The sequence below is a fragment of the Streptomyces sp. NPDC055189 genome (assembly GCF_053606765.1).
Window position 1 is genome coordinate 90,393 of the sequence record NZ_JBSGSG010000002.1, and the last position, 19,255, is coordinate 109,647.

Consider the following 19,255-nt stretch of genomic DNA (forward strand, 5'->3'; position numbering starts at 1 on the left):
GAAGAGGAATCACGGACCCGTCATGCCCGCACCGCACCTGACCCTGCCGCCCACCGACCGTGTCCTGTCCCCGCTCACGGGCTGGACCCGGTCGCACTGGGAGGCGCTCGCCGACCGGCAGCTGGACGCACTCGTCCCGTACGCGACGCCGAACTTCGCGCAGTTCCGGCTGCCGGGGCGCGGCAGTTGGTCGGGGGTCGTGTCGGACGGGCTCGAAGGCTACGCACGGTCATTCCTCCTCGCCTCCTTCCGGATCGCGGGAGCGGGCGGCTCGGGCGGCGAGGCCGACCCCCACCTCGTCGAACGCTACGCGCAGGGTCTGACAACGGGCACGGACCGCGACGGCGCGGGCGGTGAGGCCTGGCCCGAACTCAGCGACTGCTCGCAGCAGATGGTGGAGGCGGCGTCGATCGCGATCGGCCTGCACGAGACCCGCCCCTGGATCTGGGACAAGCTCGACACCAAGGTCCAGGAGCGGGTCGTCGACTGGTTCTCCGGCTTCGTCGGCGGCCGGACGTGGGACAACAACTGGCGGCTCTTCCAGGTGGTGTCGGAGCAGTTCCTGGCCTCCGTCGGCGCCCCGCACAGCAAGGCGGACATCGACGGCGGCCTGGACCGCATCGAGGACTGGTACCGCGGGAACGGCTGGTACACCGACGGCGACGGGCGCAACTTCGACTATTACATCGGCTGGGCGATGCATCTGTACCCGCTGCTGTGGGCCCGCATGGCGGGCGAGGACGACGGAGGCCGCGCCGAGGTCTACCGCGAGCGCCTGGCCCAATTCCTCTCCGCCTACCCGCACTTCTTCGGCGCCGACGGCGCCCCCGTCCACCAGGGCCGCTCCCTGACGTACCGCTTCGCGGCGACCGCCCCCGTCTGGATGGGCGCCCTCGCGGACTGCACGCCCCTGGCCCCCGGCCTCACCCGGCGCCTGGCGTCCGGCACCGCACGGCACTTCGTGGAGCGCGGCGTTCCCGACGAGCGGGGGCTGCTTCCGCTCGGCTGGTACGGGACGTTTCTGCCCTCCACCCAGGCCTACTCGGGCCCGGCGTCCCCGTACTGGGCCAGCAAGGGCTTCCTCGGCCTGCTCCTTCCCGCCGACCACCCGGTGTGGACGGAGCGCGAACTCCCGCTCCCCGTGGAGGAATCCGACCAGTACACGGCGCTCCCCGAGCCCGGCTGGCTCCTGCACGGAACCCGCCACGACGGCATCGTCCGCCTGATCAACCACGGCAGCGACCACAACCCCCTGGATGGCGAAGCGGCCGACGACCCGCACTACGCCAAGTTCGGCTACTCCACGGCGACCGCCCCCGAAACCGCCCCCAGCGCATGGGACCGCAACGTGGACAACCACCTCGCCCTGCTCACGCCGGACGGCACCCCGTCACGGCGGCGCAGGATCCACCCGGTGCGGTGCGAGGGTCGCGTGGCCGTCTCGTGCCACGACGCGCTGCTGCCGGGCACGGAGGGCGAGTTCCCGATTCTGACGACCAGCGCACTGCACGGCCCTTGGGAGATCCGCGTCCACCGCGTCAGGGCCCCGCAGGGCGTGACGGTCCGCGAGGGCGGCTACGCGGTGGCCGACGAGACACAGCCGCATGCCGAACAGGGCCCCGGCTGGGCCCTCACCCGTACGCAGACCGGGCTGACCAGCGCCGTCGTCGCACTCCACGGGTGGGACGAGGCGGCGGGCATCGCCCGCGAGGTGGCGGCCAACGCCTACGGGCCGCACTCGGCGACGCCCTATCTGACGTTCGCCGGGCATCCGGGCGGGACCGGCGTCCACGTCACGCTCGTCACCCTGTCCAGGGACGCCGTCCGGCCGACGGCGCTGCGGGAGTCCATCGCGTGCGCGGTGGAGGGCGACACCGTCCGCGTCCGCTTCCCCGACGGCACCGAACTCACGGTGTGAGTCAGATCCCGCCGTCCTCCCGGCGGTGGATCTGCTCGATCAGCTCCGCCGCCATCGCCTTGATCGTCTCCAGGCCCGACCTGCCCCACGGGCGGGGCTCGACGTCCACGACGCAGACCGTGCCGAGCGCGATGCCCGTGCGGTCGATGAGCGGGGCGCCCAGATAGGAGCGGATCCCGATCTCGTCGACCACGGGGTTCCCCGCGAACCGCGGATAGTCGCAGACGTCCTCCAGGACCAGCGCCTTGCGCCGCACGACCACATGGGGGCAGTAGCCGTGATCGCGCGCCATGTAGCGGCGCGCCGCACTCTCCGCCGCAGCCGCGGAGGACAGTTCGGGACCGGCCACCGTGTCGTCGGGAGTGTGCAGGCCGGCGAAGAACTGCCGGTTCTCGTCGATGAAGTTGACCATGGAGTACGGCGCCCCCGTGACCTCGGCGAGCCGGTCGGCGAAGGCGTCGAAGGCGAGGTCGGGGCGCAGTCCTATGCCGAGCCTGCGCAGCCGCCGTACCCGGCTCGGCGCCTCCTTGTCGACGGGTGTGAGCAGCAGGTGCGCTGTCGTGTCGTACATCAGGTGTGGGCTCCGTAGCTCGGGGCGGCCGGGGCGTGGGCGAGGAGATGTTTGACGAGGGTGAGGAGCGTGGCGATGCCCGAGCTTGAGATCCGCGCGTCGCACCGCACGACGGGCACCCGGGGGTCGAGGTCGATGGCGGAGCGTACTTCTTCGGGTTCGTAGCGGTAGCCGCCGTCGAATTCGTTGATCGCGACGATGAAGCCCATGCCGCGCTGCTCGAAGAAGTCGACGGCCGCGAAGCAGTCCTCCAGGCGGCGGGTGTCGGCGAGGACCACCGCGCCGAGCGCGCCTTCGGAGAGTTCGTCCCACATGAACCAGAAGCGTTCCTGGCCGGGTGTTCCGAAGAGATAGAGCACGTGCTCCGGATCGAGGGTGATGCGCCCGAAGTCCATGGCCACGGTGGTCGTGGTCTTGTTCTCGACGCCCGACAGATCGTCGGTGCCCTCGCTGACCGTGGTGAGGAGCTCCTCCGTGCTGAGCGGCGCGATCTCGCTCACCGCGCCCGTGAAGGTCGTCTTGCCGACCCCGAAACCGCCCGCGATCAGGATCTTCAGCGCGGTGGGGAAGGGGTCAGAGCTGTCGTCGTAGTCCATCGAGCACTGCCTCCAACAGGGACCGGTCAGTGGGGTTGTGGTAGAAGTCCGGGGCTCTCAGGGTGAGCGCCCCGCAGTCGACGAGATCGGAGAGCAGCACCTTGGTCACGACCGCGGGCAGCTTCAGCTGCGCCGCGATCTCCGCGACCGATGTGGGTGCCGCGCAGAGCCCGAGTGCCGTCGTGTGATCGGGCCCCGGATAGCCGATGACCGGTCCGCCGGTGGCCATCACCTGCGTCAGCAGGTCCATCTGGGCGGTCGGCCGGGTCCGTCCGTCGCTGACCGTGTAGGGACGGACGAGCCGTCCGGCGGATTCGTCGAGCCATGGCCCGTCGTGCGGGGCCGCCACGCTCAATGCCTCATCGGCGCGGGTTCGCCGGCGAGCTGGCGGGGGGCGGTCATCAGGTAGGGGCGCACGCTCTTGACGAGCATCGCCATTTCGTAGCCGAGCACCGCCGCGTCCGCCTCGCGCCCGGCGAGCACCGCCAGACAGGTGCCGGAGCCCGCCGTCGAGACGAACAGGAGGGTGGAGTCGAGCTCCACGACGACCTGGCGTACGTCGCCGCCGTCGCCGAACCGGATGCCCGCGCTGCGCCCCAGTGAGTAGAGCCCGGAGGCCAGGGCCGCCATGTGGTCGGCGCTGTCCGGGTCGAGGCCGTGGACCGACTTCACGAGCCCGTCGGAGGAGAGCAGGACCGCGCTGTGGGTGTGCGGAACGCGCTGCACGAGTCCGCTCATCAGCCAGTCGAGGTCGGATACCTGCCCTGTCGGCGCATCGCTCACCATGGTGGATCGACTCCTTGCGGTACGAGGATCTGCCGGGGCAGATGTGGTGGTGGCCGGGTGGTGAGGTTCAGCCACCCTGGTCGCCTCCGTCACGGGGGACGTTGAGGTCGGGTTCGGGCGCCGGGTCGCGCATCTCCTGTGCGGCGGCGAGGCCGATGCCGCGCTGGAAGGCGGCCATCAGGCCCGGGTCGTGGCCGACGTGGTGCTCGCTCTCCGGCCGTGGCGCGGGCGCGTCCCGCAGTTGGGGCGCGAGGTGTTCCTGGGCGCGGCGCTTGGGCAGTTGGGGCTTGCCCACCCGGCCGCGTACGGCGCCGTTGAGGGGGGTCGGCAGTGTCCCGGCGTGCTCGGCCACGGCCTGCCGGTCCTCCGGCCGGATCCCCGGCACGGCTTCGGCCGGGGTGGACCTGCCCTCCCTGCCGCGCACGGGCAGCGGGGCGGGCGCGGAGCCGTTCACCGCGGAGCCGTTCACCGCGGGGGCGTGCGGGGCGGGGGATTGCGGAGGGCTCGACGGCGCGTCCTGCTGCGGTCGGCGCGCCGCGGGGACCGGTTCCGGCTGGGGGGCCGCCGCGGGAGCGGGTGCCGTTTCCCGTACGCCGCCGCCGGGGTCGACCGGCTGCGGGGCCCGCTGCGGGCGCCCGGCCGCGACGGGCTCGTTCTGCGGCTCGGTGCCCAGGAGGCCCTGCGGCAGGATCAGCACGGCCTGCACGCCTCCGTAGATGTTGGTCTGGAGGCGGACCGCGATGCCGTGCCTGCGGGCGAGCGCGGAGACCACATAGAGGCCGATCCGCCCGTCCTGGAGGAGGCTCGCGACATTGACCTGGTCGGGGTCGGCGAGCAGGTGGTTCATCTTGTTCTGCTCGGTCAGCGGCATGCCGAGCCCGCGGTCCTCGACCTCGACGGCGAGTCCGGCCGTCACCAGGTTGGCGCGCAGCAGGACCTGGGTGTGCGGGGCGGAGAACACCGTGGCGTTCTCCACGAGTTCGGCCAGGAGGTGGATGACGTCGGCGACGGCGTGGCCGCGCAGGGTGCCGGCGATCGGCGGCACCAGCTTGACCCGGGAGTACTGCTCGACCTCCGCGATGGCCGAGCGGAGCACCTCCGTCATGGAGACCGGGTTGCTCCACTGGCGGCGCGAGATGGCGCCGCCGAGGACGGCGAGGTTCTCGGCGTGCCTGCGGATGCGGGTGGCGAGGTGGTCGACGTGGAAGAGGCCCTTGAGCAGGTCCGGGTCCTCGACGTCGTTCTCCAGGTCGTCGAGGATGGAGATCTCGCGGTGCACGAGGGACTGCAGCCGCCGGGCCAGATTGACGAAGACCTCGACCTTCTGTTCGCTGCCCGCGTGGCTGGAGAGCTGCGAGGCCTGCACGACGGCGGCGACGGCGACGTCCTGGGCCCGGGAGAGCTCGTCGGCGAGCAGCCCGAACTCGTCGCCGTCCGGGGCGGTTCTGACGGGAGCCCGGCGCGGGGGCGGTCCTTCGCCGCGGCGCAGTTTCTCGACGACTTCGCGCAGTTCGGCCTGGCCGCGGGCGGTCGTGCGGCGCAGGGTGCCGACGCGGTCGCGTACGGAGGTGGCGGTGCGGTTCGCGGCGACGGCGGCGATCACGACGCTGGCCAGGCTGATGGCCCCGGCGGCGCCGAGGACGAGGAGGAGCGCGGGTTCGAGCGGGCCGGGTGCCGAGCGGACGATGAACAGCACGGCCGCGCCGGCGCAGAGCACCACCGCGACCGCGGGCAGTACGGCGATGCGCAGGAGCTGCGGGCGTATCCGGGCCTCGGGCAGCGTCGTGACGGGTCGGCTCCCGGGCCTCCCGTGCCTTCCGCCCTCACGGCGGTCTGCGCGGGCGGCCGGTGCACGAAGGTGAGACATCAGCGTCCTCGGTCAGGGAGCGGGCTCCGACGGGCGCGCGACGCATGGCTTCGCGGCATCGCCGTGCCGGTCGGGAGGGCACAGGCGTGATTGCCGTCATGATCCCTGCGTCGACCGGCGGACACTCACGGTAGTCACCAACGCTTCAAGTGCGTGGGGCAGTTGACAAAGTCCGGCACCCAGCGTCCCGCTCTGGTATGACGCATCGCACGGCCGTCTGATTACGGTGCGAACTCGGGCTTGCCCGAATGCTGTTGAGAATCCACCGTTGATTGACGAGAGTCGGTGCCATGTATTTCTTCTGCTATCACCGCGACCGGTCGGGCTCCCTCAAGTTGCGCGAAGAGCTCACGGAGGACCACTGGTCCTACATGGACGGGTACGCGGCGGAGTTGATCGCGCGCGGCCCGACGTTCGCCGCAGACGGCGAAACACCCACCGGCAGCGTGCACATAGCCGACCTGCCGGATTCCGCCGCCGCCCGCGCGTTCGCCTTCGACGAGCCCAACTACCAGGCGGGCGCCTTCCGGGACGTACTGCTGCGCCGGTGGCGCAACGTGCTGGGGCGCACCATGTGGGACTTTCCCGGCGGACGTTCGGGTGGCAACCGGTACCTGGTCATCGGCCTCGGCTCGGGATTCTCCGCCGATCTCGACGTGCCGCCGGGCCAGGACGACCTCATCGCGTACGGGCCGCTGCTGTCCGACGACGGCGCCACCTGGCTGGGCACGGCCGCGCTGGTACGGGCCGCGGACCCGGATGCGGCACGCACCGTCCTGGTCCCGGACCGGTACGCCGAAATCGAGGTCCATGAGTGGGAGTTCGGCGGTCGTCGGTGAATCGGAAAAAGGCATGACGTCGCAGACAGGGCCGACAAACAGTCCCATTGTGATGCCCGCCCCACCCCGGCATGGCCCGGAATGGACAACCGCGAATCCGTATCGGTGAAATAACGGCAGAACCACGGTGACGCCCCTTGATGTGCTGCAATATCCGTCATCACAACAGGTGATGGATGACGTGGTCGTGCAGTGGTGCGGGGGACGCGGCTCTCCCAGCCCGGCTGCGGACGCGTCGGGTGAAGCGAGGCATCAGCGATGTCAGTGCACAAGCTGCGGGGCGCCGGAAGCCAGCCGGGGTTCTTCCGGGAGCTGGTCGAATCCTCACAGGACGCGATCCTCATGAAGACCCTCGACGGGCAGATCACTTTCTGGAACGCCGCAGCTCAGCGCCTCTACGGATACGCGCCCGAAGAGGCAGTCGGCAGCCACGCGGGCATGCTCGTACCCCCCGACCTCAAGGACGAGGAAGCCCGCATGCTCGAGCGGATCGCCCGCGGGGTGCGGATCGAGCACTACGAAACCCGCCGGACGACCAGCGACGGCCGCGTCCTGGACATCGACGTGACCCTCTGGCCGGTCCGCACGCGCGACGGATCCATCACCGCCGCCTGCTCGCTCATGCGTGACATCACCGAGCGCAAGAGGGCCGAGGCAGAGCTCACCGAACTGCACGCGCAGCAGCGGCAGATCTCACTGGCGCTCAACCTGATGGGGAACGCCCGGCAGATTCCCGGTGCGCTCGCGGCAAGCCGTTATCTGCCGTCGACCCAGGGGCAGGGGGTCGGCGGGGACTGGTTCGACCTGATCGATCTGGGTGCCGGGCGGGTCGGGGTCTTCGTCGGGGACGTGATGGGGCGCGGCATGGACGCGGCCGTGGTGATGGGGCAGTTGCGCTCGGCGGCGCGCGCCCTGGCCCTGGCCGGCCTTCCGCCGTGCGAGGTGATGCAGACGCTGGACTCTTTCACGCGGGACCTGCCCGAGCCGTTCGTCACCTGCGTCTATCTGGAGGCGGACCCGGCGCGGGGCGAGATGACCGTGTGTTCGGCCGGCCATCTGCCGGTTCTCCTCATCGAACCGGACGCGACGGTGAGCGCGCTGCCGGTGCCGACCGGCATTCCCCTCGGGGTGGGCGGGGTGCCGCACCAGCAGGTCCGGCTGCCGCTGCGGGCCGGAACGACCCTGACCCTCTACACCGACGGCCTGGTGGAGACGTCGAGCAGCGACATCGACCTCCGGCTGAAGCTGGTGACCAGCATGCTGGAGGACGCCTTCGCCACTGCCGGTGGCCTGGAGAGCGCCGCCGACCGCGTTCTGCACACACTGCTGCCGGACACCGACACGTACGCCGACGACGTGACCCTGCTGCTCGTCAGCTTCCCCACGGCCCCCCTGGACACCGCGGAGACCGGGCTCGACTGCGAGGCGGTCTCCGTCCCGGCAGGACGGCGGTTCCTGCGGGCGCAGCTGGCGGAGTGGGGGCTTCTGGCACAGGCCGACACGGCGCTCCTGCTGGCCTCGGAGCTCCTGACCAACGCGTTCCGCCACGCGCGGGGGCCGATCGATCTGCGGGTGTGGCACAGCGTCCGCGAACTGGGCGTGGAGATCACCGACCGCAGCACGCCGCGGCCGCGGGCCCGGCTCGCCGGGAGCACGGAGGAGGACGGCCGCGGCCTGTGCCTGGTCGAAGCGCTCGCCGATGCCTGGGGCACGCGGCCCACCATCAGCGGCAAGACCGTGTGGTTCACCATGCTGCTCGCGTCGGCCGACCGCGTTCCCGCCGCCCGGCCCGCCCTGACGCCCACGCCCGGCTGACCCGGCTCCGGGGCGGCAGCTTCTCCGTGTCCTGCGGCGGCCAGCCCTCGCGAGGCACGATCGCCGCCCAGCCGTCAACCGTCGCCGTCCCGTACCGGTGGCCGTGCGGTGCTTCTACGCCGTCCGACACCGCCATGTCGACCGAGGCGCGCGCGGCGGGCTCCGGGGCGGCAGCGCGCGGCGCGCGGCCACCCCAGGATCAAGGCGACCCCGGAATCACAGCCACCCGGGATCCACCGGCCACCCCGGAATCACGACCACCCGAGATTCACCAGCCACCCCGGAATCACGGCCACCCGGAATCACGGCCACCCCGGAATCACCGGCCACCCCGAATGCCGTCAGCCGACCCGCGCCGCCTCGGGCTCCCCGGTGCCCTCCGTGCCCTCAGTACCCCCGGCGCCCCTCGCGCCCCCGGCACCCCTCGCGCCGGCGGTGGCCTGCGCGCGACCGGTGGCCGCTGCGACCGTGTCCGCAGCGGTCCAGCCGCCCTCCGGCTCGATCGCGACGCCGCGCCACCACGGCTCCGAGGGAACGGAGTCCGACGCGGGCTCGAACGGCTCTCCCGGCACGGGCAGCGCGATCTGCGCCCCCGCGAGCCCGGCCGCGGCGACGGTGCCCTCGCCGGGTGCGGACCACGGGTGCGGTGCGAGGTTGAACGTGCCCCAGTGGATCGGCAGCAGTACGCCGTCGGGGCGCCCGCCCTGGAGATCCAGGTGGGCGCGTACGCCCTCCTCGGGTGTCATGTGGATGTCGGGCCAGAACTCGGAGTAGGCGCCGATCTGGATCATCGTGACGTCGAAGGGTCCGTGCTCCGCGCCGATGTCCCGGAAGCCGCTGAAGTAACCGGTGTCACCGCTGTGGTACACCCGGTGCTCGGCTCCCGAGACGACCCAGGACGCCCAGAGCGTGTGCTGGTAGTTGCGCAGGCCGCGGCCGCAGAAGTGGCGCGCGGGCGTCGCGGTCAGGGTCAGGCCCGCCACCTTCGTGGCTTCGTTCCAGTCGAGCTCGCGCAGCCGGTCGGCGGGGACGCCCCAGCGCTCCAGGTGGGCGCCGACGCCCAGCGGCACCGCGAACACCGTGTCCGTGCCCGCCAGGGCCTGGATGGTGGGCATGTCGAGGTGGTCGTAGTGATCGTGCGAGATCACCACGACGTCCACCGGACCGAGCGCCGCGAGCGGCACCGGCACGGGATGCAGCCGCTTGGGGCCGACCCAGGAGAAGGGAGAGCACCGCTCGCCCCAGACCGGGTCGAAGAGCACCCGCTGCCCGTCGATCTCGGCGAGCACACTGGAATGCCCCATCCAGGTGATCCGCAGGCCGTCGGCCGGGGGCTTGGCGAGGTCGGCCAGGGTCGTGGCATGCACGGGAACGGTGCCCGACGGGCCGCGCCGGATCCGCTCCTCCTTGCGGAAGTAGATCTTCGCGAACTCGAGTGACGACCCGGTCGGCCGGGTTCGCGCCCCTTCGGGGTTCTGGAAGGACCCGTCGGCGAAGTTCGGCGATCTGTGGATCCTCGCGAGCCGCTCACCGGCCGGATCCGCACCGAAGGGGGCGGTCCTGAGCGAGCGGAGCCCGGAGCTCAGCGAACGGGACACAGCACCTCCTGGAAGGGATAGGTCAGATCTCCATTATGTGCACCGCCTCCGGCAACGGCCGTTCGGAGGGGCCCGCACCGGCCACGTGCCCGCCGGTGCGTGGTGTACTACTACTGATCCCCCATTCAGTAGGAGTGTGCCTCATGCCCCCGGTTCACACGCCCCTGCTCTCCCTCACCTGGACGGATCACCTCACCGGCCACAGAGGTTTCCTGGTCATCGACCGTCTCGTGCGGGGCGTCTGCAGCGGCGGCCTGAGAATGCGCCCCGGCTGCACCCTCGACGAGGTCGCCGGCCTCGCGCGCGGGATGACCATGAAGGAAGCCCTGCACTACGACCCGCGCGCCCGCTACGTACCGCTCGGCGGCGCCAAGGGCGGCATCGACTGCGATCCGCGCGCCCCCGAGGCCTACGACGTCCTGGTGCGCTACCTGAGGGCGATGCGCCCTTACGTCGAGAGTTCCTGGACCACGGGCGAGGATCTGGGCCTGACCCGGGACCTGGTCGACAAGGCGGCGTCGGAAGCGGGCCTCGTCTCGTCCGTCCAGGCCGTCTACCCGCTCCTGGACGACGAGGCGGCGGCCCGTGAGCGCCTGGCGGACGCGTTCGCCGTGCAGGTCGACGGGATCGGCCTGGCCGAGCTGGTCGGCGGCCACGGAGTCGCCGAAGCGGTCCTGGCCGCCCTCGACCGCGCGGGCCACGCGCACGCGGGTGCGCGCGTGGCCGTGCAGGGCCTGGGCACCATGGGCGGCGCGAGCGCCCGGTTCCTCATGCGCGCGGGCCTGACGACGGTGGCCGTCGCCGACATCAGGGGCACCATCGCCAACCCGGCCGGACTCGACGTGGAGGCGCTGCTCGCCGCCCGCGACGCGCACGGCACCGTGGACCGCTCCGCCCTGCGCCCCGGCGACCGCGAGCTGCCGGGCGAGGACTGGCTGGCCGTGGAGGCGGACATCCTGGTCCCCGCCGCGGTGTCGTACACCATCAACCGGGTCAACCAGGCGCGGATCAGGGCCCGTTGGATAGCCGAGGCGGCCAATATGCCGGTCCTGCCGGAGGCGGAGGCGCTGCTTGCGGAACGCGGCGTCACCGTCCTGCCGGACGTCGTGGTCAACTCCGGTACCAACGCCTGGTGGTGGTGGACCCTGTTCGGGGACATCGGGGCCGACGCGGAGGGGGCCTTCGCGCACACGCGGCGCTCGATGCGGTCCCTGGTGGAGGTGATGCTGGGCCGCGCGGAGGCGGACGGCACGACGCCGCGGGCGGCTGCCCACGCGCTGGTCGCCGACCGTCTGCCGGAGATCGGGGAGCGATTCGGCTGGTATGCCGCCACGTAGACACGCGTAGACCGCGGGCGGCTAGGCTGCCGGGCGTGGCGAGAGTGCGGTTGAGCGTGGCGGAACGGCGGGCGGAGCTCCTTGCCGCGACCGTCGAACAGATCGAAGTGCGCGGCGTGGCCGCCGTGCGCATCGCGGACGTGGCCGCGGCGCTCGGGGTGAGCAACGCACTGGTCCTGTACCACTTCTCCACGAAGGAGAAGCTGGTGTCGGCCGCTTTCGCGCATGCCGCGGAGGCCGACCTCGCCCACCTGCGCACGCTCCTGAAACGCCGCACCACGGCCCTGCGCCGCCTGCGCGCCGCCATCCGCTGGTACGCCCCCACCGGTCAGGCCAAGGGCTGGCGCCTGTGGATCGAGGGCTGGTCGGCCGCACTGCGCGAACCCGCTCTGCGCACGGTGGCGCGCGACCTGGACCAGCGGTGGAAGGCGGCGCTGGCCGAGGTCATCGAGGAGGGCGTCGCAGCGGGCGAGTTCACCTGCTCCGACCCCCGGGACACGGCCCTGCGCCTGACGGCCCTGCTCGACGGCCTCGCGGTGCAGATGACCGCGTACGGGGGCACGCTGTCCCGCGCCCGCATGCTGGCGTGGGTGGAGGAGGCCCTCACCCGGGAGCTCGGCCTGCTCCCGGTCGGCTCCCCGGCGGCCTGACGGCTCCGTTCAGGACGCCGACTCGATGTGCATCCTGACGGTGTACGGGTCCACGCTGCCCTTCGCCTCCACGTGGTCCCCCGACGACTCTCCCCGCAGCCGCCGCCCGAACCACGGCACCAGGTACTCGCGCGCCCAGTTGATGTCGTCGCGCCGCACCTCCAGCGTGCCGCGCGGCGGCTCCGGCGGCCACGGCTGGTCCGGGTCGGCGGGAACTTCGAGGCCGAGCACCTGGCCCGCGCGCAGCGCCACGCGGGTGTGGCCCTCGGCGGAAAGGTGCAGGCGGTCGCCGTCCCAGGCGCGGCGGTCCTGGATGGTCTTGAGGGACCACAGGTCAAGGACCGGGCAGCCGTAGCGGTCGGCGATCGCGCGGACGTGGCCGTTGTACGTGGCGATCTTGCCGCGCAGGTGCTTGAGGACCGGCACCCCGCGGGTGTCGAAGCCCGTGGTCACCATGACCGTGCCGACCGCGGAGGTGAGGTCGGCGACGGCTCGCTCGAACCGCTCGGCGACCTCGTCCGGGTCGGTACCGGGACGGATGATGTCGTTGCCGCCCGCGCAGAACGACAGGAAGTCGGGGCCCATCTTCTTGGCCAGGGGCACCTGGTCCGCGACGACCTGGTCGAGCAGCTTGCCGCGCACGGCGAGGTTGGCGTACCGGAACGTGTGCTCCGGCATCCGGTCGTCGAGCAGGACGGCCAGGCGGTCGGCCCAGCCGACGAACGTGCCGTCAGGGCCGGGGTCCCCCACGCCTTCGGTGAAGCTGTCGCCGACCGCTGCGTAGGAGGTGAATGTGTCAGGGATGAAGGATGTCGACTCTGCTCTCACGTCGTCATATCTTTCACCTTGCTAAGTGACCTACGCCACCGTAGGGAGGGGTTGACGGGGGGTGAGATAAGCCACCGGTCAAGTTTCGTTCAAGCCCGGAATACGCGGCGGACCCCCGCGGCAGCGGTCGGAGTCGAGAGGCATCACCTGTGAGGCAACGCTCATGCACCAGCAGTGATTGCCTCAGGAACCCATGTCGTATGGTCGAAGTCGCAATCCCCACCGGCGAGTCGCGCCGGCGGCCGCATGGGAGGAGCCCCCGTGGCGCAGCAAGTCCCGCCGACAGAGCTGTCGGAGCCCGAGCTGACCGGCGTCCGCAACTTCCGTGACGTGGGCGGACTTCCGACGGTGGACGGCCGCCGGGTCCGGCCGGGCCGGCTCTTCCGCAGCGGTCACCTCGCGCACGCCACCGCCACCGACGCCGCGTTCCTCGCCACCCTGAACCTGCGCACGATCTACGACTTCCGCAACGCGGCCGACCAGCGCCTCGAAGGCCCGGACGTCGAGCTGCCCGGCGTGCGCAACGTGAACCTGCCGCTGACCGACCCGGCGCACGGCGCCGAGTTCTGGACGATGGTGCGCGACGGCGACCTGGACCAGTTGCGGGCGGCCCTGGACGACGGGCAGGCCACGGGGCGCATGATCGACACGTACCGCGAGATCATCAAGGACCGCACCGCCGAGCACAGCCGCGTGCTGCACGAGATGGCCGCGGACAGCATGCCCGCGCTGATGCACTGCGCGGCGGGCAAGGACCGTGCGGGCCTTTCGATCGCCGTGGCCCTCCTCGCCGTCGGCGTCGAGCGCGACGCCATCGAGGCGGACTACCTGGAGTCGAACGCCACCCACCGCCGCTACAAGGTGCGCCGCGGCGACAACTCCCCCAGCGCCCTGTCCCCCGAGGTCATGGAGCTGCTCAGCCCGCTCTTCGAGGCCCGCGCCGAGTACCTGGCCGCCGCCTTCGAGACGATCGAGCAGACCTGGGGCGACACGGAGACCTACCTTGCCGAGGGCCTCAAGGTGACCCCGGAGATACGTGAGCGGCTCCGCGAGCACCTCCTGGACTGACCCCCGGCGCCGCCTGCCCTACTGGTTCTGAGCGCCCAGCGTGAACAGCAGGTAGATGAAGGCGGCGAAGAGGTGTCCGACGGCCACGTAGACGATCAGCCGGACCCAGAGTCCGCGGGGGAATTTCTCCTCCATCGACATCTTCTTCTTGGCGGGCAGGGCATCCTGCCCGGGCTGCTGCGCTTCGGGTTCCGTCATCGCGAATCTCCCGTGGTGGGGCTGTGCGGGGCCCCGCCGAGGCACAGCGCGGTGGCGGGGCTCTGCAGCAGGGTGTGGACGAAGAGAAGGTCGGCGCCGAGGCGGTCCGCGGCGGCGATCCGGTGCGGGGTCAGCGAGTCGAAGTGCGCGCTGTCGCCGGGTTCGAGCATGTACGTGGTGTCCCCGAGCCGCAGCCGCAGGCGCCCCTGCAGGACGTACAGCCATTCCTCGCCGGGGTGGACGCGCACGATGTCGCCCTGTGCGCCGTGCGGCACGTGCACCCGCAGCGCCTGCATGCCGCGGCCCTGCGCGCCCGCCTGCCAGTAGGTCCAGCCGCCCGCCCGGGTCGGCTCCATGTCCGATGCGCGGACGATCGCGTCCCGGTCGGCGGGCGTCTCGCCGAGGAGCTCGGAGACCGTCGTACCGTAGGTGCGGGCGAGTGCGAGCAGCATGGGCAGGGACGGCTGGCGCTGCCCGGTCTCCAGACGGGAGAGATGGGCGGGCGAGAGCCCGACGGTGCGGGCGGCGGCCTCCAGCGTAAGGGAGGCACGGCGCCGCAGCTCACGCAGTTGCGGGGCAACGGCGGGCAGGGCTTCGGCGGCCTCCGGGTCGACCGGTTCGGGCTCGGCATCGCTCATACCCCGATTGAGCCAGGGTCTTGCCTCCGAGGCAACTTTATTGCCTCGGAGGCAAAAGCTTTCGGCCCGTCCCTCTCGCCCGCTGCACCTCAGCGGTTCGCGACCGCCTGCTTCACCAGCGTCTTGCCGAAGTCCCACATGAGGCCGCCCCCGCTGTGCGCCTCGTCCATCACCGCGGTGAAGGCCTCCACGAAACGGTCGACCTCCCGCTCTCCGACGGTCAGCGGCGGGATCAGCTTGATGACCTCCAGATGGTCGCCGGAGACCTGGGTGAGGATGCGGTGCTTCTGCAGCAGCGGCACGACCACCATCTGCGCGAAGAGGCCCTTGCGTGCCGCCTGCAGCATCGTCCAGCGGCTGCGCAGCTTGAGCGACTTGGGCCGCCCGAACTCGATGCCGATCATCAGGCCGCGGCCGCGCACCTCGCTCAGCAGCTCATAGCGGTCTACGAGCGCGCCGAGGCGGGACTTGAGCAGGTCGCCGGTCACGCGCGCGTTGTCGACGGTCCGCTCGTCGTCCATGACGGACAGGACCGCGAGCCCGGCCGCCATGGCCTGCGCGTTGGACCCGAAGCTCGCCGAGTGCACGAGCACCCGGTCCATGGACGAGAAGACCTTCTTGAAGATCCAGTCCTTGCCGATGGTCGCGCCCACCGGCACATAGCCGCCCGACAACGCTTTCGCGACGCACACCAGGTCCGGCTCGACGCCTTCCTCGTGCTGGTAGGCGTAGAAGTCGCCGGTCCTGCCGAGGCCGGTCTGCACCTCGTCGGCGATGAGCAGCGCCTTGTGCTGGTGCAGCAGCTCTTGGGCCGCGCGCAGATAGCCGGGCGGCGTCTCGTGCACGCCCTTGCCCTGGATGGGTTCCAGGATCAGCCCGGCCACGTCGCCCTTCTTCAGCTCCGTGCGCAGGGCGTCCAGATCGCCGAGCGGGATCGCCGTGTCGGGGAGCAGCGGTGCGAACCCGTCCCGGAAGCCGGACTCGCCGTTGACCGAGAGGGAGCCCGTCGTCAGGCCGTGGAAGGCGTGCGTGCAGTACAGCACCCTGGGTCTGCCCGTCGCGTACCGCGCGAACTTCAGCGCGGTCTCGACGGCCTCCGTGCCGCTGTTGCCGAAGAACACCCGGTCCAGGTGCGGGCTGTGGGTCAGCAGCTTCTCGGCGAGGAGTCCGGGCAGCGGCTGGCAGTCGAAGCGCGTCAGATCGGCGAGCGAGGCGTCCAGGACGTCGTGCAGCGCCTTGCGTACGACGGGGTGGTGGCGGCCCAGGCCCATCACCCCGAAGCCGGCGAGCATGTCGAGGTAGTCGTTGCCTTCCGCGTCCCAGAAGTACGCGCCCTCGGCCCGCTCGTAGACCTTGTCGAAGCCGATGGTGTGCAGCATGCGCGGCAGTTGGTGGTTCAGGTGCCGCGCGTGCAGTTCGTAGCGCTCGGCGCCCCGCTCGGCGAGGAGTCTGCCGAGGTCGAACTCCTTGGTCATGCTGTGTGCTCCTTGGCTGCGAGGGTGGCGCTGATCCGCCCCGCGATCTCGACGGGCGTGAGCCCGAGGTCCGCGAGCACCTCGCCGCGCTTGGCGTGCGCGAGGAACTGCTCGGGAATGCCGAACCGCCGTACGGGTACGTCGACTTCGGCCTCCGAGAGCGCGAGGGCGACGGCCGAGCCGACCCCGGCCGCCCGGCTGTTGTCCTCGACGACGCCCACGACACGGTGCCCGGCGGCGAGTGCGGGCAGTTCGGGGTCGACCGGCTTGACCCAGCGCGGGTCGACCACGGTGCAGGCGAGCCCCCGCTCCCGCAGCAGCTCGGCGGCCTGCAGGCATACGGGCGCCATCACGCCGACCGCCACGAGCAGCACGTCCGCGTCGGGGTCGTGGCTGAGCACGTCCATGCCGCCGATCCGGTCCACGGCGGGGATCGCGGGTCCCACCGATTCCTTGGGGAAGCGCAGGAGCGTGGGTGCGTCGTCCACGGCGACCGCCTCCCGCAGTTGCAGGCGCAGTTGGTCGGCGTCGCGCGGCGCCGCGATCCGCAGACCCGGCACGACCTGGAGGATCGACATGTCCCACATGCCGTTGTGCGAGGCTCCGTCGACACCGGTGACGCCCGCACGGTCCAGGACGAAGGTGACGCCGCACTCGTGCAGCGCCACGTCCATCAGCAACTGGTCGAAGGCCCTGTTGAGGAAGGTGGCGTAGACGGCGACGACGGGGTGCAGGCCGCCTGTCGCGAGCCCGGCCGCAGAGACCGTGGCGTGCTGTTCCGCGATGCCGACGTCCCACACGCGGTCGGGGTAGGCCTCGGCGAACTTGGTCAGGCCGACCGGGTGCAGCATGGCCGCGGTGATGGCGACCACGTCCTGGCGCTCGGCCCCGATGCGTACGATCTCCTCGCCGAACACCGAGGTCCAGGTCGGCCCGTTGGACGGTGCGAGCGGTTCGCAGGTCAGCGGGTCCATCACGCCGACGGTGTGGAAACGGTCGGCGTCGTCGGCGAGCGCGGGCTCGTAGCCGCGGCCCTTCTCGGTGAGGCAGTGGACGATGACGGGGCCGTGGAAGCGTTTCGCTCGTCGCAGTGCCGACTCGACGGCTCCGGTGTCGTGCCCGTCGATCGGCCCGACGTACTTCAGGCCCAGGTCCTCGAACATGCCCTGCGGCGCGAAGGCGTCCTTGAACCCCTTCTTGGCGCCGTGCAGCGACTCGTACAGCGTGTGTCCGACGACGGGTGTGCGCTGGAGTATGTCCTTGCCCCAGGCCAGGACCTGTTCGTAGCTGTCGGTGGTGCGCAGCGTGGCGAGGTGGTTGGCGAGGCCGCCGATGGTGGGGGCGTACGAACGCTCGTTGTCGTTGACGACGATGATCAGCGGCCGGTTCTTGGCGGCGGCGATGTTGTTGAGCGCCTCCCAGGCCATGCCGCCGGTCAGCGCGCCGTCGCCGATGACGGCGACGACGTGCCCGCGCTCCCCCAGGACCTCGCGGGCCTTGGCCAGGCCGTCGGCCCAGCCGAGCGCGGTCGATGCGTGGCTGTTCTCGACGATGTCGTGCTCGGACTCGGCGCGCGAGGGGTAGCCGGAGAGGCCGCCCTTGCCGCGCAGCTTGGAGAAGTCCTGCCGGCCGGTCAGGAGTTTGTGTACGTAGCTCTGGTGGCCGGTGTCCCAGACGATGCGGTCGAGCGGCGACTCGAAGACCCGGTGCAGGGCGATGGAGAGTTCCACCACCCCGAGATTGGGCCCGAGGTGACCTCCGGTCCTGGCGACCGCGTGCACCAGGAACTCCCGTACCTCCTCGGCCAGTTCGTCGAGCTCGGTCTCGGTCAGTGCCTTCAGGTCGCGCGGCCCCCGAATGGTTTCCAGGATGGTCATGCTCGGGCCCCCTCTGTGGTTGAACTCAGCTCACGGTGACGTCGGGCATCCCTGAGGTGACGCCGTCGTCCTCCATCTGGGCGGCGATCTTCATCGCCTCTTCGATGAGGGTCTCCACGATCTTCGACTCGGGGACGGTCTTGATGACCTCGCCCTTGACGAAGATCTGCCCCTTGCCGTTGCCGGACGCGACACCGAGATCCGCCTCACGGGCCTCCCCCGGCCCGTTCACGACACACCCCATGACCGCGACGCGCAGCGGCACTTCCATGCCGTCCAGACCCGCCGTGACCTCTTCGGCCAGCTTGTACACATCTACCTGGGCACGGCCGCAGGACGGGCAGGAGACGATCTCCAGGCGCCGTTGGCGCAGGTTCAGGGACTCCAGGATCCGGATGCCGACCTTGATCTCCTCCACCGGCGGGGCCGAGAGGGAGACGCGGATCGTGTCGCCGATGCCTTCGCTCAGCAGCGCGCCGAAGGCCACCGCCGACTTGATCGTGCCTTGGAAGGCCGGTCCGGCCTCGGTCACGCCGAGGTGCAGGGGGTAGTCGCAGGCCGCGGCGAGCTGGCGGTAGGCGTTGACCATGACCACCGGGTCGTTGTGCTTGACCGAGATCTTGATGTCGCTGAAGCCGTGCTCCTCGAAGAGCGACGCCTCCCACAGGGCGGACTCGACGAGCGCCTCCGGGGTGGCCTTGCCGTACTTCTGGAGCAGGCGCGCGTCCAACGAACCCGCGTTGACACCGATCCGGATCGGCGTACCCGCATCGTTCGCGGCCCGCGCGATCTCCTTGACCTTGTCGTCGAACTGCTTGATGTTGCCCGGGTTCACCCGGACCGCGGCACAACCCGCGTCGATCGCCGCGAAGACGTACTTCGGCTGGAAGTGAATGTCGGCGATCACCGGGATCTGCGACTTGCGCGCGATGGTCGCGAGCGCGTCCGCGTCGTCCTGCGTCGGGCACGCGACCCGCACGATCTGACAGCCGGACGCGGTCAGCTCCGCGATCTGCTGAAGGGTCCCCCCGATGTCGGACGTACGCGTCGTCGTCATCGACTGCACCGACACCGGTGCACCGCCCCCCACGGCCACCGGTCCGACCTCGATGCGCCGCGAGAGGCGACGCTCGGCGATCGGCCGGACCGGCAGCTCAGGAAGGCCCAGTGCGACAGGCGTTCCAGGGGTCATCA

General features: G+C 71.1%; 19 protein-coding genes. 6 read left to right on the plus strand and 13 right to left on the minus strand.

From position 1 onward, the window contains the following. The first annotated feature begins 22 nt into the window (after window positions 1–22). Complete coding sequence (locus ACWFR3_RS02190; RefSeq protein WP_453732601.1) at window positions 23–1,918, plus strand: DUF2264 domain-containing protein; 1,896 nt, start codon at window positions 23–25, stop codon at window positions 1,916–1,918. 1 nt (window position 1,919) lies between these two features. On the opposite strand, the gene ACWFR3_RS02195 is transcribed toward ACWFR3_RS02190, so the two are convergent. The 5 genes from ACWFR3_RS02195 to ACWFR3_RS02215 form a co-directional block, all read right to left on the minus strand. Beyond that, the gene (locus ACWFR3_RS02195; protein ID WP_453732793.1) at window positions 1,920–2,492 is read right to left on the minus strand and encodes a GAF domain-containing protein; all 573 of its coding nucleotides are present in this window, start codon (window positions 2,490–2,492) and stop codon (window positions 1,920–1,922) included. Beyond that, a complete protein-coding gene (locus ACWFR3_RS02200; protein ID WP_361185495.1) occupies window positions 2,489–3,085 on the minus strand; it encodes a GTP-binding protein in 597 nt (198 codons plus the stop codon). Before ACWFR3_RS02200 ends, ACWFR3_RS02195 begins: the two co-directional genes overlap by 4 nt. Beyond that, complete coding sequence (locus ACWFR3_RS02205; protein ID WP_453732602.1) at window positions 3,063–3,434, minus strand: DUF742 domain-containing protein; 372 nt, start codon at window positions 3,432–3,434, stop codon at window positions 3,063–3,065. The genes ACWFR3_RS02200 and ACWFR3_RS02205 overlap by 23 nt, the downstream gene beginning before the upstream one ends. A 2-nt stretch (window positions 3,435–3,436) precedes the next feature. Further along, the gene (locus ACWFR3_RS02210) at window positions 3,437–3,871 is read right to left on the minus strand and encodes a roadblock/LC7 domain-containing protein (protein ID WP_453732603.1); all 435 of its coding nucleotides are present in this window, start codon (window positions 3,869–3,871) and stop codon (window positions 3,437–3,439) included. A gap of 67 nt (window positions 3,872–3,938) precedes the next feature. Beyond that, window positions 3,939–5,738 carry a sensor histidine kinase gene (locus tag ACWFR3_RS02215; protein WP_453732604.1) on the minus strand — a complete coding sequence of 600 codons (1,800 nt, stop codon included), beginning with the start codon at window positions 5,736–5,738 and terminating at the stop codon, window positions 3,939–3,941. 290 nt (window positions 5,739–6,028) lie between these two features. Between ACWFR3_RS02215 and ACWFR3_RS02220 the strand changes: the two genes are divergently transcribed. Both ACWFR3_RS02220 and ACWFR3_RS02225 read left to right on the plus strand, forming a co-directional pair. Beyond that, complete coding sequence (locus ACWFR3_RS02220; protein WP_453732605.1) at window positions 6,029–6,577, plus strand: YciI family protein; 549 nt, start codon at window positions 6,029–6,031, stop codon at window positions 6,575–6,577. Window positions 6,578–6,835: 258 nt separating this feature from the next. Then, the gene (locus ACWFR3_RS02225) at window positions 6,836–8,392 is read left to right on the plus strand and encodes an ATP-binding SpoIIE family protein phosphatase (protein ID WP_453732606.1); all 1,557 of its coding nucleotides are present in this window, start codon (window positions 6,836–6,838) and stop codon (window positions 8,390–8,392) included. Here ACWFR3_RS02225 and ACWFR3_RS02230 read toward each other — a convergent pair. Both ACWFR3_RS02230 and ACWFR3_RS02235 read right to left on the minus strand, forming a co-directional pair. Then, entirely contained in the window at window positions 8,322–8,528 is a 207-nt protein-coding gene (locus ACWFR3_RS02230; protein WP_453732607.1) for an alpha/beta-hydrolase family protein, read from the minus strand. The genes ACWFR3_RS02225 and ACWFR3_RS02230 overlap by 71 nt on opposite strands. A 205-nt stretch (window positions 8,529–8,733) precedes the next feature. Next, entirely contained in the window at window positions 8,734–9,990 is a 1,257-nt protein-coding gene (locus ACWFR3_RS02235) for an MBL fold metallo-hydrolase (RefSeq protein WP_453732608.1), read from the minus strand. Window positions 9,991–10,133: 143 nt separating this feature from the next. Here ACWFR3_RS02235 and ACWFR3_RS02240 point away from each other — a divergent pair, with 143 nt between their 5' ends. Next, window positions 10,134–11,327 (plus strand): Glu/Leu/Phe/Val dehydrogenase dimerization domain-containing protein, encoded by a 1,194-nt coding sequence (locus ACWFR3_RS02240; protein ID WP_453732609.1) that lies wholly within the window; start codon window positions 10,134–10,136, stop codon window positions 11,325–11,327. A gap of 35 nt (window positions 11,328–11,362) precedes the next feature. Next, entirely contained in the window at window positions 11,363–11,977 is a 615-nt protein-coding gene (locus tag ACWFR3_RS02245; RefSeq protein WP_453732610.1) for a TetR/AcrR family transcriptional regulator, read from the plus strand. A 9-nt stretch (window positions 11,978–11,986) separates the two neighbouring features. Here ACWFR3_RS02245 and ACWFR3_RS02250 read toward each other — a convergent pair whose 3' ends face one another. Further along, window positions 11,987–12,805 carry an SGNH/GDSL hydrolase family protein gene (locus ACWFR3_RS02250; RefSeq protein ID WP_361185476.1) on the minus strand — a complete coding sequence of 273 codons (819 nt, stop codon included), beginning with the start codon at window positions 12,803–12,805 and terminating at the stop codon, window positions 11,987–11,989. A gap of 261 nt (window positions 12,806–13,066) precedes the next feature. On the opposite strand from ACWFR3_RS02250, the gene ACWFR3_RS02255 reads away from it, so the two are divergent. Continuing rightward, complete coding sequence (locus ACWFR3_RS02255; RefSeq protein ID WP_453732611.1) at window positions 13,067–13,873, plus strand: tyrosine-protein phosphatase; 807 nt, start codon at window positions 13,067–13,069, stop codon at window positions 13,871–13,873. Between the two features lie 18 nt (window positions 13,874–13,891). Here the strand turns inward: ACWFR3_RS02255 and ACWFR3_RS02260 are convergent, their stop codons facing one another. From ACWFR3_RS02260 to ispG, 5 genes are all read right to left on the minus strand, one after another. After that, entirely contained in the window at window positions 13,892–14,008 is a 117-nt protein-coding gene (locus ACWFR3_RS02260) for a DUF6126 family protein (protein WP_361830421.1), read from the minus strand. A gap of 59 nt (window positions 14,009–14,067) precedes the next feature. Then, window positions 14,068–14,709, minus strand: a complete 642-nt coding sequence (locus ACWFR3_RS02265; protein ID WP_453732612.1) for a helix-turn-helix domain-containing protein — start codon at window positions 14,707–14,709, stop codon at window positions 14,068–14,070. 89 nt (window positions 14,710–14,798) lie between these two features. Further along, a complete protein-coding gene (locus tag ACWFR3_RS02270; RefSeq protein ID WP_453732613.1) occupies window positions 14,799–16,184 on the minus strand; it encodes an aspartate aminotransferase family protein in 1,386 nt (461 codons plus the stop codon). After that, entirely contained in the window at window positions 16,181–18,061 is a 1,881-nt protein-coding gene (gene dxs / locus ACWFR3_RS02275; protein WP_453732614.1) for a 1-deoxy-D-xylulose-5-phosphate synthase, read from the minus strand. The genes ACWFR3_RS02270 and dxs overlap by 4 nt, the downstream gene beginning before the upstream one ends. 25 nt (window positions 18,062–18,086) lie before the next feature. Then, window positions 18,087–19,253, minus strand: coding sequence for a flavodoxin-dependent (E)-4-hydroxy-3-methylbut-2-enyl-diphosphate synthase (gene ispG / locus ACWFR3_RS02280; RefSeq protein ID WP_453732615.1), 1,167 nt, complete (start codon window positions 19,251–19,253; stop codon window positions 18,087–18,089). Window positions 19,254–19,255: the final 2 nt, after the last annotated feature.

What these genes read in the sequence shown, in the direction of transcription:
- ACWFR3_RS02190 (WP_453732601.1), top strand. Translation starts at nt 23, where the DNA reads ATGCCCGCACCGCACCTGACCCTGCCGCCCACCGACCGTGTCCTGTCC.
- ACWFR3_RS02200 (WP_361185495.1), bottom strand. Translation starts at nt 3,085, where the DNA reads ATGGACTACGACGACAGCTCTGACCCCTTCCCCACCGCGCTGAAGATC.
- ACWFR3_RS02210 (WP_453732603.1), bottom strand. Translation starts at nt 3,871, where the DNA reads ATGGTGAGCGATGCGCCGACAGGGCAGGTATCCGACCTCGACTGGCTG.
- ACWFR3_RS02215 (WP_453732604.1), bottom strand. Translation starts at nt 5,738, where the DNA reads ATGTCTCACCTTCGTGCACCGGCCGCCCGCGCAGACCGCCGTGAGGGC.
- ACWFR3_RS02220 (WP_453732605.1), top strand. Translation starts at nt 6,029, where the DNA reads ATGTATTTCTTCTGCTATCACCGCGACCGGTCGGGCTCCCTCAAGTTG.
- ACWFR3_RS02225 (WP_453732606.1), top strand. Translation starts at nt 6,836, where the DNA reads ATGTCAGTGCACAAGCTGCGGGGCGCCGGAAGCCAGCCGGGGTTCTTC.
- ACWFR3_RS02230 (WP_453732607.1), bottom strand. Translation starts at nt 8,528, where the DNA reads ATGGCGGTGTCGGACGGCGTAGAAGCACCGCACGGCCACCGGTACGGG.
- ACWFR3_RS02240 (WP_453732609.1), top strand. Translation starts at nt 10,134, where the DNA reads ATGCCCCCGGTTCACACGCCCCTGCTCTCCCTCACCTGGACGGATCAC.
- ACWFR3_RS02260 (WP_361830421.1), bottom strand. Translation starts at nt 14,008, where the DNA reads ATGGAGGAGAAATTCCCCCGCGGACTCTGGGTCCGGCTGATCGTCTAC.
- ACWFR3_RS02265 (WP_453732612.1), bottom strand. Translation starts at nt 14,709, where the DNA reads ATGAGCGATGCCGAGCCCGAACCGGTCGACCCGGAGGCCGCCGAAGCC.
- ACWFR3_RS02270 (WP_453732613.1), bottom strand. Translation starts at nt 16,184, where the DNA reads ATGACCAAGGAGTTCGACCTCGGCAGACTCCTCGCCGAGCGGGGCGCC.
- dxs (WP_453732614.1), bottom strand. Translation starts at nt 18,061, where the DNA reads ATGACCATCCTGGAAACCATTCGGGGGCCGCGCGACCTGAAGGCACTG.
- ispG (WP_453732615.1), bottom strand. Translation starts at nt 19,253, where the DNA reads ATGACCCCTGGAACGCCTGTCGCACTGGGCCTTCCTGAGCTGCCGGTC.